This is a genomic window from Pedobacter sp. TM02, assembly GCF_059705275.1.
Genome location: NZ_AP046530.1, coordinates 1,639,767 through 1,656,476, shown reverse-complemented (window position 1 = coordinate 1,656,476; position 16,710 = coordinate 1,639,767). Strand labels below are relative to the sequence as shown.

Here is a 16,710-nt window from a genome sequence, read left to right as displayed (position 1 = left end):
CTTAGTTATTTCTTAATAATGTGATGTAACCTTTTGATACCGACCAATTACCTTTTGAATCTTTTACTTTGAGCAAGTAGTAATAGGTACCTTCATTGAGTCCGTTACCATTCCAATCGTTTTTGTAAGCGCCATTGCTATGGAAAACCTCATTGCCCCAACGGTTAAAGATTCTGATATTGTTTTCTGGATAAAGCTCCAGCCCATCGATTACGAAGGTGTCGTTCTTGCCATCGCCATTTGGCGTAATTACATTTGGTTTGGTATTGAGTACAAAAATTTCCTTGAGATCGGTTGCTGTATTGTTCGCTGTATTTGGATCGCCTTCTAAAGCTTTTACACTAGCGGTATTGCTGATGATACCCCCTATGTTCGCTTTTACTTTTAAGGTAAGTGTTGCCGTTGCACCCGCAGCCAATGTACTGATGTTCCAGCTCAAGGTGGCTGTGCCGTTGCTGAAGATGGCCATACCTGCAGTAGCTTGGTTTGATACGTAGCTTAACCCGGCTGGCAATACATCGGTAACTACCACGCCATTGGCTGTAAAGAAACCATTGTTTTTAATGGTAATGGTGTAATCGAATGGCGTATCTGTTCCGGTCGGCGTATTATGGTCTGACGTTTTGGTAATCGACAGATCGTTCATGATGGTTGCCGGAATTGGCGTGGTGGTTGGCACGTCTCCCACAGTGGTCAGGTCTGGCGTAGCAGTTGTTACTTTTACGGTGTTAGCCAAAGGTTGCGCTGCCAGGCTTGGGCTCGACGAACCATTATCTGTTTTTACGGTTACCTCGAAAACCACTTGTGCGCCATTAGGCATCAGGGCTATGGTTTGGTCTAAGTTGCCCATGCCGCTGGTGTTGGTTAAAGTAAAACCTGTTGCTGTTGCTTTCCATTTGCTAATGCTTGTACCTACAGGAGCATAGTCGACCACCTTTACATTGCTGGCCGCACTTGGGCCGTTGTTGGTTATGGTAATGAGGAAAGGCACTTCATCGCCAGGCACATAAGAGGTCTGCGCAGTGTTTTTCAACGTTTTTACCGTAACCAAGTTGGCATTAGGTGTTAACACTACTACCGTTGGATCATCTGGTTCAGGCGTATTCGGATCGTCTGACTTAGGTTTCGAAACGGTATTATTTGCCGGATCTTTTCCGGTAACGCTAGCCTGGTTGCTGAAAGTACCCACATTAATCTCCGCCTGTGTCAAGGTGTGTTTAGCAGTCACGGTAACCGAAGCACCAGGCAATATCGAAGCGATGTTTGCTGGCAAAATGCTGCCGGCATCGGCACCGGCATCGGCTACGACAACATTGGTCAGCGTTACGTTTCCTGTATTTTTTACCACCAAGGTATAGTTGATTACATCGCCAGCCTTGATGCCCGAGTTGTTAGCTACCTTGGTTAAGGTCATTGATGGTGTTGCACCAATTTTTACAACTGTTGGATCGTTGGCCGCCGGTGTATTCGGATCGTCGGACACCTTGTTAACGTTATTGTCTTTCGGATCTTTGGCTGTTGCACTAGCCTGGTTGCTAAAGCTTCCGGCATTTACTTCGGCCTGCGTTACGGTATGCTTGGCTGTTACGGTAGCTGTTTCGCCTGGTAAAATCGAGGCAATGGTAGCTGGTGTAATGCTTCCGGCATCGGCTCCAGCATCGGCAACTGTTATATTGCTTAAGGTAAGGCTACCTGTATTTTTAACTACCAAGGTATAGTTGATCACATCGCCTGCCTTGCTCACGGCGTTGTTGGCCACCTTGGTGAAGGTCATGGCCGCCGTACCATCAATTGTGGTTACCGTTGGGGTATTGTTGGTACCATCGGTTCCAGAAATATCGGTAATGGTATTGCCTGCCGGCGATTTGGTAGTTACCGTGGCGGTATTGGTTACGGCACCCAAATCTTTATCAGCCTGCGTTAAAGTATAAACTTCGGTTTGCACTATGCTTGCGCCTACTGCCAAAATACCAGGAATGATTTTGTTGAGGCCTAATTTCGTGTCGTTCAACAATATATCGCTCAATGGCACGCTACCCGTATTGGTAATAGTGAAAGTATAGGTAATCTGGTTTTTATCGGCACTGATTGCAGCCGTTTTAATCAGACTTACCCCACCTTTGAGCACGGTAGTCGTAGTGGTAGCGGTATTATTGCTCGGATCAGGGTCTGTGGTACCCGATGCCACATCAACGCTTGCCGAGTTCAAAATATTAGCCTGGGCAAAGTTTGGTGCAATGGTACCGGTTACGGTTACCGTTACTGTTTGATTGGCCAATAAATCGGTACCAATGGTAAAGGTATGACCGGCCGCATCGTAAGAACCACCTGTTGCGCTATAGGTTATATTTTCTAAACCTGCAGGTAGGTTTTCGGTCAGTCCGATTACCTTGCCAGCCAACAACGTTGCCGGACCCATGTTTTTAATGGTTAGCAAATAGCTGATGCTTTCGTTAGGTTCTACCCCTGCTTTGTTTGCTATTTTGGTAATCGACAGGTCTGTTATCCAATTTGGCACCTCTACGGTTACGGTAGTATTGTCTTTTTTGCTGGCATCCAGCTTATCGGTAATTTCGTAGTGCAAGGTATAGCTTCCAGGCAATGTACCTGCAGCCACATTAACCATGCCTGTGGCCGGATCAATGTTTACTTTTGGATTACTGGTTGAAAGCTGTACAATATTAACTGTTCCTGCAGTAGCTGTTGTACCGCCATTATAGGTATCGTTAGTCAGGATATTGGTTACGGCAACTCCTCCGGTAAATCCGTTGGCGGTACCTTGATCTGGCGAAGCCACAATAGCACCAGTAGTTACCGTAATGGTTACCGTAGCCTGTTTGGTTTGGCCAGGATTCAATTTATCTTCTATCTGATAAACGATGGTGTAAGTACCTACCGGCGTGTTTGGCGCCACATTTACCGCTCCTGTTGTTGGATCTAAGGTTACATTAGGATTGCTGGTTGATACCTGCGTAAGGGTTACATCAGCCAAAGTGGCCGGATTGCCGTTGTAGGTATCGTTAGCCAATACGTTGGTTACTGCAGTGCCACCGGTTAAGCCGTTGGCAGTACCGTTGTCATTGCTGGCTACCATAGCTGGTGCGTTTACAGTAATGGTTGCAGTAGCCTGTTTGGTTTGGCCGGGATTTAATTTATCCTCGATCTGGTAAACCACGGTATAAGTTCCGGCAGGTGTATTTGGTGCTACGTTTACTTTGCCTGTGGCTACATCTAAGGTTACATTAGGGTTGCTGGTTGATACCTGGGTAAGGGTTACGCTAGCTAAAGTTGCCGGATTGCCATTGTAGGTATCGTTCACCAATACATTGTTGATAGCCGTGCCTCCACTAAGTCCGTTGATGCTGCCATTGTCGTCGTTGGCCATCATTACAGGCGCATCTACCACTACGGTGATGGTTGCCTGTTTGGTTTGGCCTGGGTTCAATTTATCTTCGATCTGGTAAACCACGGTATAGCTTCCGGCCGGCGTATTTGGCGCTACGTTTACTTTGCCGGTAGCCGGATCTAAAGTTACATTCGGGTTGCTGGTCGATACCTGGGTAAGGGTTACGTCAGCCAAAGTAGCCGGATTGCCATTGTAGGTATCGTTGGTTAATACATTGTTTACCACGGTGCCACCTGTAAGTCCGTTTATTGTACCGCCATCGTTGTTAGCCACCATGGCCGGCGCATTTACCGTAATGGTTACTGTAGCCTGTTTGGTTTGGCCGGGATTTAATTTATCCTCGATCTGGTAAACCAAAGTATAAGTACCTGCAGGCGTATTTGGCGCTACGTTTACTTTGCCAGTAGCCGGATCTAAAGTTACATTCGGGTTGCTGGTCGATACCTGGGTAAGGTTTACATTAGCCAAAGTGGCTGGGTCGCCGTTGTAGGTATCATTCCACAATACATTGTTTACGGCAGTACCGCCAGTCAGGCCATTTACCGAACCACTATCGCCAGTGGCTACCATCATTGGTGCAGTAACCGATATGGTTGCCGTTGCTTGTTTGGTTTGGCCGGGGTTCAATTTGTCTTCGATCTGGTAAACCAAGGTATAGGTTCCGGCTGGCGTGTTTGCTGCTACATTTACTTCGCCAGTGGCAACATCTAAGCTTACGTTAGGATTGCTGGTCGAAATTTGGGTAATGGTTACGTCGGATGGCGTAGCTGGATTACCGTTGTAGGCATCGTTCCAAAGCACGGTGTTAATTGCCGTACCGCCAGTTAAGCCATTTACAGAACCGCTGTCATTAGTAGCCAACAACGACGGCGCCGTTACAGTGACAATAGCCGAGGCCTGCTTGGTTAAGCCTGGGTTTAATTTATCTTCGATTTGGTAAACTACAGTATAGGTTCCGGCAGCTGTATTTGGTGCTACGTTTATCTTGCCTGTAGCCGGATCAAGCGTAACATTAGAGTTTGTGGTCGAAATCTGACTGAGGTTGACCATGGCTAAAGTGGCTGTGGCACCATTATAGGTATCGTTGTTCAGCACATCTGGTATAGCGGTACCGCCAGTTAAACCGTTTACAGAACCGCTATTGTCTAAAGCAACCATAGGCGGAGCGGTAACCGTAACCATAACCTGAGCTTGCTTGGTCTGCCCTGGATTTAGCTTGTCTTCGATCTGATAAACCAACACATAATTTCCTGTTGGCGTGTTTGCTGCTACATTTACTTTGCCAGAAGTTACATCCAAGGTTACGTTTGGATTATTGGTTGAAACCTGGGTAAGGTTTACATTAGCCAAAGTGGCCGGACCCCCATTGTAAGAATCGTTGTTCAATACATTGTTTACGGCTGTTCCGCCAGTCAATCCATTTACCGAACCACTGTTGTTTAACGCATTCAATGCCGGGGCGGTAACTGTAACGCTTACCGTGGCCTGTTTGGTCAAACCTGGATTTAATTTATCTTCTATTTGGTAAACCAAGGTATAAACACCTGCCGGCGTATTTGCAGCTACATTAACAGAGCCATTGGCCGGATCGATAGTTACTTTAGGGCTGGTGCTTGACACCTGGCTGATGGTTACATGACCAACTGTTGCCGTTGCACCGTTATAAGTATCGTTCAACAACACATTGGCTACTGCAACACCACCTGGCAAACCATTTACTGAACCGCTATCGTTAGAAGCGGCCAATGCCGGAGGATCGACAGTAATGGTTACCGTAGCCTGTTTGGTTTGACCAGGATTTAATTTGTCTTCAATTTGGTAAACCAAGGTATAAGTACCTGCCGGCGTATTTGGCGCTACGTTTACTTTGCCTGTCGCTACATCCAAAGTTACATTAGGACTAGTGCTTGACACCTGTGTAAGGTTCACATCCGCCAAGGTAGGCGTATGGCCATTATAGTTGTCGTTGGCCAATACATTGTTAACCGGCGTACCTCCTACTAAACCATTGATCGATCCAGAATCATCCGAGGCAATCATTGGCGCCGCACTTACGTTGATTGTTACGGTAGCCTGTTTGGTCAAAGTTGGATTTAATTTATCGGTAATTTGATAAACCAAGGTATAAATGGCCTCTGGAGTTCCTGGAGCTACATTGACCTGACCAGTTGCAGGATCTAAGGTTACGTTAGCGCTGGTTGAAGAAATTTGCGACAGGGTTACATTGGCCAACGTAGCTGGGTTGCCATCGTATTTGTCGTTAATCAATACATCTGCAACAGCAGTTCCGCCGGTAACTCCATTAATTGCACCTGCATCGTTTAGGGCTACCATTACTGGTGCCGTTACGGTAACGGTTACTGTAGCCTGTTTTACCTGCGTCGGATCTAACTTGTCTACGATTTGGTAAACAAGCATATAAGTACCAGCTGGAGTTCCAGGAGCTACCTTTACCTGACCAGTAGTTGCATCAAGCGTTACATTGCTGTTGGTGGTCGAAACCTGCGAAAGGTTAACATTAGCCAAAGTGGCTTGCGCACCGCCATTGTAGGTATCGTTGGCCAATACATTGTTAACTACCGTACCGCCATTCAGACCATTAATGCTACCGGCATCGTTGGTTGCCGCAATGCTTGCCGAAGCCACGATTACGGAAATGCGGGCTGTTGAGGTTTTGCTGTTATCCAACTTGTCGGTAATGGTATAATCGATAAGATAGGTTCCAGCTGGTGTATTTGGCGCAACCGTTACCTCGCCTGTTGCTGTATTTAAGGTTACCTTGCCACCGCTGGTATTGCTGGCCGGAACTTCTGCAATGGTTACATTGCTCAAGCTAGCACTTGCACCGCCGTTATAGGTATCGTTGGTTAGGATATCGGCAATAGCCACGCCGCCATTAACCGTATTGGCTGTACCGGCATCGTTGGCTGCAAAAACTGCACCCGAGGCAACAGTTACGGCAATACGGGCTGTTGAGCTTTTGCTGTTATCCAACTTATCGGTGATGGTATAATCGAGAGTGTATACTCCTGCTGGTGTATTTGGCGCTACTTTTACCGAACCATCGGCCGTATTCAGGGTTACTTTGCCTCCGCTGGTGTTGCTGGCCGGAACCTCGGCAATGGTTACATTGCTTATGCCTGCCACCACGCCTCCGTTGTAGGTGTCGTTGGTTAGGATATTGGCAATTGCCGTACCGCCATTTACCGAGTTTGAGGTACCCGAATCATTCGAAGCTAGAATAGCGCCTGATGATACTGTTACCGTAACAGTAGCGGTTGAGGTTTTGCTGTTATCGAGTTTATCGGTAATGATATAATCAAGGGTATAAACACCCGCCGGCGTATTTGGCGCTACTTTTACCGAACCATCGGCCGTATTCAGGGTTACTTTGCCCCCGCTGGTATTACTACCGGCCACTTCGGCCAAAGTTACATTGGTTAAAGTTGGTGCCGAAGATGTACCGTTGTATTTATCGTTGGCTAGCACATTATTAATTGCTGTACCGCCATTCAGCGTATTGGCACTGCCCGAATCGTTCGAGGCCAGTAGCGCTCCGGAAGAAACAATCACAGTAACTGTAGCGGTAGAAGTTTTGCTGTTATCCAGCTTATCGGTAATGGTATAATCCAAAGTATAGGTACCAGCTGGTGTATTTGCGGCTACCCTTACCGAACCATCGGCTGTATTCAAGGTTACTTTGCCTGCACTCGTATTGCTACCAGCTACTTCGGCTAAAGCAACATTAACCAAACTTGGTGCCGTAGCAGTTCCATTGTATTTGTCGTTGCTAAGCACATTGCCAACTGCAGTACCGCCGGTTACGCTATTGGCTGTGCCATTATCATTGGTGGCCACCAAAGTACCCGAAGCTACGGTAATGGTAACAGTAGCGGTTGAGGTTTTGCTGTTGTCGAGCTTGTCGGTGATTTTGTAGTCGAAAGTATATACACCTGCCGGAGTATTGGCGGCTACATTTACAGAGCCATTGACAGTATTCAAAGTTATCTTGCCGGCGCTGGTATTGCTACCGGCCACTTCGGCTAAGGTTACATCGATTAAATTTGGAGCTGATGAAGTGCCGTTGTATTTATCGTTGGTTAATACATTGGCAATTGGCGTACCGCCGGTTACGCTATTGGCGCTTCCATTATCGTTAGTCGCCACCAAGGTACCAGAAGCTACGGTGATGGTAACGGTAGCGGTCGAAGTTTTGCTATTGTCGAGCTTGTCGGTGATTTTGTAATCTAGTGTATAAACACCAGCCGGCGTGTTCGCCGCTACGTTTACCGAACCATCGGCAGTATTCAGGGTTATTTTGCCGGCGCTGGTATTGCTACCTGCCACTTCGGCTAGCATTACATTGGTTAAAGTTGGTGCCAATGCAGTTCCATTGTACTTATCGTTGGCCAATACATTGGCCACAGCCACTCCACCTGTAACGGCATTAGCCGTACCGGCATCATTGTTTGCAGTTAGTGTGCCCGCACCTACGGTTACTGTAACGGTAGCCGTTGAGGTTTTGCTGTTGTCGAGTTTATCTGTAATCTTATAATCGAATGTATAAACACCCGCTGGCGTGTTTGGTGCTACATTTACCGAACCATCGGCAACATTGAGGGTTACTTTGCCTGCGCTGGTATTGCTGCCTGCCACTTCGATCAAGGTTACGTTGGTTAAGCTTGCCGAAGTGCCACCGTTATAAGTATCATTAGCCAATACATTGGCAATAGCAGTGCCACCGGTTACGGTATTGGAGGTTCCCGAATCACCAGTTGCTACAATTGCACCAGCTCCAACCACTACGGTTACAGTTGCGGTTGAGGTTTTGCTGTTATCAAGTTTATCGGTAATCGTATAATTTAAGGTATAAGTACCTGCCGGAGTGTTTGCAGCTACTTTTACTGAGCCGTCGGCAGTATTCAGGCTTACTTTGCCTGCGCTGGTGTTGCTACCTGGTACTTCAGTAATGGTTACATTGGTTAAAGATGGCGCATTTGAAGTGCCATTGTACTTATCGTTTGTCAACACATTGCCGACTGCCGTACCGCCTGTAACCGTATTCGCAGTACCGTTATCGTTGGTGGCCACCAGGGCGCCAGCTGCTACAGTTACGGTAATGGTGGCGGTTGAGGTTTTGCTGTTTTCGAGCTTATCGGTGATCTTATAATCGATGGTATAAACCCCAGCCGGAGTATTCGGAGCTACGTTTACCGAGCCATCAGCTGCATTAAGGGTTACCTTGCCTGCACTGGTGTTGCTGCCGGCTACCTCAGTAATGGTTACATTGGCCAAACCTGGGGCAGTAGCAGTGCCGTTATATTTATCGTTCGCTAAAATATTTGCAATGGAAACACCGCCAGTTACCGTATTCGAAGTTCCCGAATCGTTGGTAGCGGTTAATGTGCCAGCGCCTACGGTTACCGTAATGGTTGCTGTAGAAGTTTTGCTGTTGTCGAGTTTATCAGTAATCTTATAATCGATGGTATAAACCCCAGCCGGAGTATTTGGCGCTACGTTTACCGATCCATCGGCTACATTTAAGGTTACCTTCCCTCCACTATTATTGCTACCCAATACTTCGGTTAGGGTTACATTGCTCAAGCTTGCCGCACTGCCGCCATTGTAGGTATCATTGCTTAATATGTTGGCAATAGCAACACCTCCGGTTACGGTATTTGCAGTACCTGAGTCGTTGGTTGCTGCTATGGCACCCGATGCCACAGTTACGGTAATGGTAGCCGTAGAAACTTTGCTGTTATCGAGCTTATCTGTAATGGTATAATCAATTTTATATACGCCAGCAGGAGTATTTGGCGCTACCTTCACTTCGCCTGTAGCGGTATTCAGGGTTACTTTGCCGCCACTGGTATTGCTACCCGACACTTCGGCCAAGGTAACATTGCCAAAATTTACCGCACTGCCACCGTTGTAGGTATCGTTGGTTAAAACATTGCTAACTGCTGTACCACCGGCTACCGAATTTACACTTCCAGAATCGTCGGTTGCCAACAATGCACCGGTACTTACCACTACTTCTATACGTGCAGTAGAGGTCTTGCTGTTGTCAAGTTTGTCGGTAATGGTATAATCGATGTAATAAGTACCCGCCGGGGTATTTGGCGCGACCTTTACTTCGCCTGTTGCTGTATTGAGAGTTACTTTGCCTGCACTGGTATTGCTACCAGGCACCTCGGTAATGGTTACATTTGAAGTTGTAGCTGGTAAAGAAGTATTATAAAGATCGTTTGCCAGGATATTCGAAATCGCAGTACCACCGGCAACCGCATTGGCAGTGCCACTATCGTTGGCAGCAATCAAATCGCCGTTTACTACGTTTACCGTAACAGTAGCGGTCTTTACATTTCCCGGATTTGCGATATCTTCAATCTGGTAAACCAAGGTATAAGTACCTACTGGCGTATTTGGAGCTACTATCACTTTTCCCGTAGCTTCATCCAACATTACCTTAGGACTACTGGTCGAAACCAAAGTCAAGGTTACGTTGCTTAAAGTAGCAGGATTGCCATTGAGTTTATCATTGGCCAACACATTATTTACTGCTGTACCGCCAGCTACCGCATTTGCCGAACCCGAATCATCTGCTGCATAAACACCAGTTGGCGTAACGGTTGGCGTGTTGTTATTTGTGGCCGTACCCGAAATATCGGTTACATTGTTGTTCTGAGGATCTTTACCAGTAACTGTTGCACTATTGCTTACGCTACCCCCTACCTTTTCTGTATTCGAAATGCTATAAGTTGCGGTAGCGCTGGCAGTGGCGCCTGGTGCCAAGGTTGATGGCGTAACCGTAATCGGACCGGTAACCTTGCTATCAACAATACTTAAGTTATTTAGCGTCACGTTACCTTCGTTTTTAACCGTAAAATTGTAGGTAATGGTGTTGCCTGAAAGGTTAAGTGAACCGGTTTTAACCAGGCTAACGGCAGCATTCAGGTTTAAGGTCGCCTCGGCGGTTGCACTTTGGCCCGCAGGAATTTCGGTTGTTTTAACCGTAGCAGTATTGGTAATCTTGCCGTTTGCAGTTGGATTACCGTTGTTATTCAAATCGCTTTGGGTTACGGTATAGCTACCGGCATAAGTCCAGGTTTCGCCCTTTTCCAAAATAGCATCTTGGTTGCCACCCGTTTTAACAGGCGAAGTCAAGGCTCCACCCAGCAACGGATCGCTGACAACCACGTTATTCTGATTGGCATTGCCTGTGTTCACTACCGTGATGGTATAATTGATCACGGTACCAGCAACAGTTACTGAACTGGTATTTGCAGTTTTAGTAATCGAGATCGAAGAACAAACTGGCACTGTTACTGTAACCGTAAAGGTGCTGCCTGCACAAGTACCCGCACCCGATGCAGTTGGCGTAACCGTATACGTTACGGTTTGAACCGTTGTACTGGTATTATATAAAGTTTGGTTTATCGAATTTCCAGAACCGGCCGTCTCGCCAATTACATTGGGGTTAGAACTTACTGTCCAAGCAAACGAAGATGCTACAGCGTTACCTCCATTGGCCGTATTGTTTACGTTGGCCTGTAGGTTATAAGCCAATACGCCGGTGCAATTTAACGTAACGGCATCGTTAAATCCCTTAGGTGTTGAATTTACGGTAATCGTAGCCGTACCACTTTGCGCATTGATACAAGTGGTAGCACTGGCATCTTTTACACTCACCAAAGTGTAGGCAAAAGTTCCGGTGGTTCCTGTTGGCTGTGCCACGGTTACACTATTGCCACTGGTGGTGGTCACGGTCAAATCGGCACCGCCATTAATTTTATAAGTGAAGGTATATGGAGCCGTTCCGTTGGCCCCAGTAAAAGTTACGTTTGGCGCCGTGGCATTCTGACACACTGCTGCGGTTCCGCCGATGGTTGCCGTTGGCAATGGATTAACCGTAATGGTTGCTGTTCCGCTTTGTGCGTTCGTACAAGTTGTCGAACTGGCATCTTTTACACTGACCAAAGTATAGGTAAATGTTCCGGCGGTTCCTGTTGGCTGTGCTACGGTTACGCTATTGCCACTGGTAGTGGTAACGGTAAGGTCGCTGCCATTGTTAATTTTATAGGTAAAGGTATACGGTGCGGTTCCATTGGCACCGGTAAAGGTTACGTTTGGTGTTCCCGCATTCTGACAAACAGTTGTTGTACCAGCGATACTTGCCGTTGGCAACGGATTAACCGTAATGGTTGCCGTTCCGCTTTGTGCGTTCGTACAAGTTGTTGAACTGGCATCTTTTACGCTAACCAAAGTGTAGGCAAAAGTTCCGGCAGTTCCAGTTGGTTGCGCTACAGTTACGCTATTGCCGCTGGTGGTGGTTGCGGTCAAATCGGCACCGCCATTAATTTTGTAGGTAAAAGTATAAGGAGCGGTTCCATTGGCGCCCGTAAAGGTTACATTCGGAGCTGTTGCATTTTGACAAACCGCTGTGGTTCCGCCTATGGTTGCTGTGGGCAACGGATTTATTGTAATGGTACCGCTCAATGAAACCGCAGCACATGGCGCAGTTTGTCCGGTAGTTGAAATAGTATAATTTGAAGTGGAGGCTACTGCACCGCTTATGGTTACGGTTTGGTTAGTGGTGTTAATCGTATAGTTTGTTGCGGGCAAACCAGTAACCGTTACATTTGTTGCCGATCCACCATAAGTATAAACAACCGGAGAAACACTAGCTCCGGCACAAATCGCCTGACTGGCCGATCCACTGGTCAACACTAAAGTAGCCGCTTGGCTTACGGTAATGATACCGCTCAAGCTAACCGGGTTACATGGCGCTGCCTGGCCGGTGGTAGCAATTACATAGGTTGAATTAGCCGCTACCGCACCTTTAATAGTTACTGTTTTATTGGTGGTATTAATGGTGTAATTTGTCGCAGGCAGGCCAGTTACCGTTGCACCTGTTGCCGACCCGCCATAAGTATAAACAATATCGCTAATACTGCTTCCTGCGCAAATGGTTTGATTTGCCGTTCCGCTGGTTAATACCAAAGTAGCTACCGGATTAACCGTTACTGTAACCGCCGCACTAGTGTTTGAGGCACATGGACCAGAAGTTACAATCCTGCGGTATTGCGTCGTTTGACTTAAAGTAGCAGTGGTATAATGCTGGCCGTTATTTGTGCCACTGGCAGCTGCCCAGTTGTTCCCGCCATCTGTGCTTTGCTGCCACAAATAGGTGTAAGTACCATTGCCTCCAGTTGGTGCCGCGCCGGTTAAACTTGCTGTGCTTCCAGCACAAATGGTTTGTGCACCCGAAATGGTATTGTTGCCGATTACTGCATTAACAGTTACATCAAAAGTAAAGGCATTGCCGCTGCAACCATTATAAATTGGTGTTACGGTATATCTTACCACAGCATTTGCGGCCGTGGTATTGGTTAGGGTTTGACTAATTGGCGAACTTACCGGTGTTGATTGGTTGCTAAATCCGCTTGCCGTACCACTTTGCAAAGCTGCTGTCCAAGTATAAGTGGTACCTGATACATTGCTGGTAGGATTGACACTGAATGAAGAACCTGTACAAATGGCCGCCGGATTAGTTGCACTTGCCGTTAAGGTAGGCACAACCGTAACCGTAATGGTAAAAGAACTGCCCGAACACGACGAATAAGTAGGCGTAACCGTATAAGTTACCGTAGCTACCGTTGTACCTGTATTGGTTAAGGTTTGGTTAACCGAACCCTGGTTTGTTCCTGCTGTAGTTCCACTTACCGAACCTCCAGTGACCGTTGGTGCCGACCAAGTATAAGTAGTACCGGTTGGTACATCAATCGGGGCAAAATTAAAATTACCGGTTTGGCATAAGGTATAAGTTTGGTTATTAACCGCTGGTTTTGGAGTTACCGTAATGGTTGCAGTTGTTGAATAGGCATTAGTACAGCCATTACCGCTCACTACCGCCCTAAAAATAGTAGTAGCCTGAATATTGGTATACGTATAAGTATTGGTGGTATTGGCAATGTTAGACCAAGTGTTGCCGTTGTCTGTTGAAGCTTCCCAACGTACCACACTAGCTGTAGTGCTACCCAAAGTAAGTGTACCTGTAGTACCCGAACAAACCGGCGATGAGCCTGTAATAACACCCGTAGCTGTTACCGTTACGGTATGAGTAGCCGATTTAGTGCCACAAACTCCGGTGGCCGTTGCCGTAATGGTAGCCGTACCGTTAAAAGTAGACGACCAGGTAACCACACCGGTAGAAGAATTGATTACGCCTGCACTGGAAGGACTAATGGCATAGCTCATACTCGAACTATTGGCAGCCGTAGCCGTGTAACTTGTAGTACCCGGCGCCTGACAACGTGTAGAAGTTGAACCCATTGCAAATACAGGTGTACCCACATCTCCGTTTACCGTAATGGTACCTGTAGTAGAAACCGTGGTAGAACCACTGATAGAATTTACGGTATAGGTAAAAGTTTGTGTACCGCTTGCTGGCTCTGTTGGCGTACCGCTAATGGTAAAGGTTTTTGTACTTGAATCATAGACGCCATTTACACCTGCCGGCAAACCCGATACCGTTCCATTGGTGCTTCCACTTAAGCTATAGGTAATATTGGTGATGGCACCGCCTTTACAAATAGATTGCGCGTCGGTACCATTGGCACTGGTTAGTGTAATGGAAACCGGTGTAGGCGTAACCGATGAAGTATTGTTTGAAAGAACTGGATCAGCCTGCGGGCCAGAAATGGTAGCCGTATTGGTATAGTTTCCGGTGCTCTTAACAATTGCCGAGATAGTTAATGTCAACTGCTGTCCAGGATTCATGGCACCAATAGACCATAAACCGGTAGTTGGATTATAAGAAGTGCCCGGCGCTGGATTGCTCGACACATAAGTGTAGCCCGAAGGCAAAAGATCATTCACCGACACGCCTATAGCGTTGCCCGTACCTGTTACCGTTCCAGAAGCTGTGCTTGAATTGGTGGCCTTGATGGTAAATACCACAGTCGAATTAACGGCCGGCGTAGGGTTGCTGATGGTTTTGTTAACGTATAAATCAACGTTGCAAAGTGCCAATACAACAGGAATAGATTGCGCGCTATAGCCACAATCTAGTTTGGAAGTCACTGTATAAGAACCTGAAACAGCCGCTACATAAGTATTGCTGGTTGCACCACTAATCGGATTGCCATCTAAATACCATTGGTAAGGTGGCAAGCTGGAAGGATCGGCGGTTAAAGTAGCCGAAGCACAATCAGATTGCGTATAAGTAGGTTTTAAGGCCTGCTCTGGCAATGGCGACAAGAAGTTCGACATCGAGAAACCACCGCCCGATTGCACCATCGCTACCGTCAATCTCGAATCACTGGTTAAGGTAAAAGAGTTTGGCGATCCGATATTGGTGTTCGTAAAATCAATTACATAAGCACCTGAGCTACCCAACTGACGGCGAGCGCCTGATAAGGTTTCGATATCAACATTGGTATACGAAGGCGAGCCGCCTGTGGTAGTCAAATAAACTTTCTCAGTTGGACTTTTGGTAATGATATAGGCAAAATAAGGAAGATCGCTACCTGTATAATCCCTAAACTTATAGGTTTCGGCCTTTAATGAGCCTCCGCAACTAGAAATCGGGGCGAGTGTAGCCACATCAACTTCGCAGTTGTTGGCCGTACCCGAATAAGCTACGATGTTTTTGGTAGCCACGATACGAGAGCCAGAACCTTGATCGCCGGTTTGCCCCGAACCCGAGCCCGAACCTGCAACACCGTTGGCAAAAGTTACAAAGCTACCCGCAGCCACCAAATTATAGGTATTTGCCGATTGCAATACACCGGCCGAACTGAAGTCGTAAACCGTTACACTGGTGTTGGCTTCGGTAGCCACAATGGTGGTTTGCTCGGCCGTATTGTTGCCGGCACCACGCACTACAATGTATTCGCTACCTAATGAAGTAATCGGCGGTACCGGGTTAAACGCACCATCGCCACAACCGGCGGGGGCATCAACGTTGATACCGGTATTCATTACCGCCGGGCCCGATGTTTCTACCAAACTACCCAAAGTCGCTTGTAGAATATAGCTTTGACCGGCATTTAACGTAGTCACTGCCGTTCCGTTTAATTTAACCGTAGTACCATCATTGATTGCCATGACCGAATAAACCGGCCTTTTAGTCGATGTTGCTGTACTTACGCCATTTAAATCGCCATCCCTGTAATAACCTACCCTAAACGAAGTACCAATGGCTGGATCGCCAAAACTGAACAGCGAAGCATTGCCCTTGATATATTGATCTGATGCAGAACCGCCGCTCAAATTATCGGAAGCTACGTTCCTGATGTTAACAGAAATGGCGTTGTTTGCCGAAACGATCAGGCCGGCACCATTAAGCACGGTGTTCAAGGCGTTCCTGTTTAAACCAACCGGACTGCCCACAAAACGATAAACCGCCGGATTACCAGGGGTTGGATTCAAGGTCGTTACCGAAGTACCGTCGCTTTTCTTTACGCTAACCGTAGTTCCAGCAGTGTTGGTTGTAACCACCAATTCATTGGCATCGCTCCAATATTGCCATGGAGCAGGCGCAATGTAGTGCGTTTTGTAGGTTTGTGCCTGAACAGGATTAGACAGCAGCAAACAAAAGGCAATAATTGCCATCAATATCAAAAAGCCTAAAGAAAGTTGCCTTTTTAGGTGATTTGTAAAGGAAAGTGGTAAATTTCTAATCATAATGGCGTAGGAGAATGTCACGTTATTCGTACGCACTTATTCAAAAGAAACGCCATATTACCAACCATGGCCAGAACGGCTATAGCAGAAAGGAGTAGTACCAAAAGAATCAGCCCTGGCACTAACAGGAGCACCTTATTTTAACTCATTGTTAATATTTGAAAATGTTTCCACATAGCTCGACCTCAAAAACCACACAGATAATAAGGAGACTATTTTCCACATATTGAATTTTATAATTCCACAAACTGTAGAAATTTATGCCCGTTATAAATAATAACTTAGATTCCATTTTCCCAAACACGAAACAATACACACAGAAAGAGTAACAATTCCCCAAAAATCAACACATTAAGCATCTAAATACCCTAAAAATCATCATCGCTTAATTATCGTCAATTTGTCTTCGAAGCGTAGCAGACTTGATAATTTTGACAAAAAAAACAATGAATTAACATCAATTTCTTTTAACAACATTCGTTTGCGTTGTGGAACAGCAAAAGCCATCAACAATCAACCCGGGTCAAAACTCCCATAAATAATACATAAAAATCAGCTCCCCTACTTAAACCCTAGTTCCAATTTATCCTCTATATTTATCGGCAATAAGCAGC

At 46.5% G+C, this 16,710-nt stretch carries 1 protein-coding gene; it reads right to left on the bottom strand.

Features of this window, described 5'->3' with window-relative positions; translation table 11 throughout:
• Position 1: 1 nt before the first annotated feature.
• Positions 2 to 16,024, bottom strand: coding sequence for a CLIPPER-2 domain-containing protein (locus AC6H1S_RS06930; RefSeq protein WP_497565646.1), 16,023 nt, complete (start codon positions 16,022 to 16,024; stop codon positions 2 to 4).
• Positions 16,025 to 16,710: the final 686 nt, after the last annotated feature.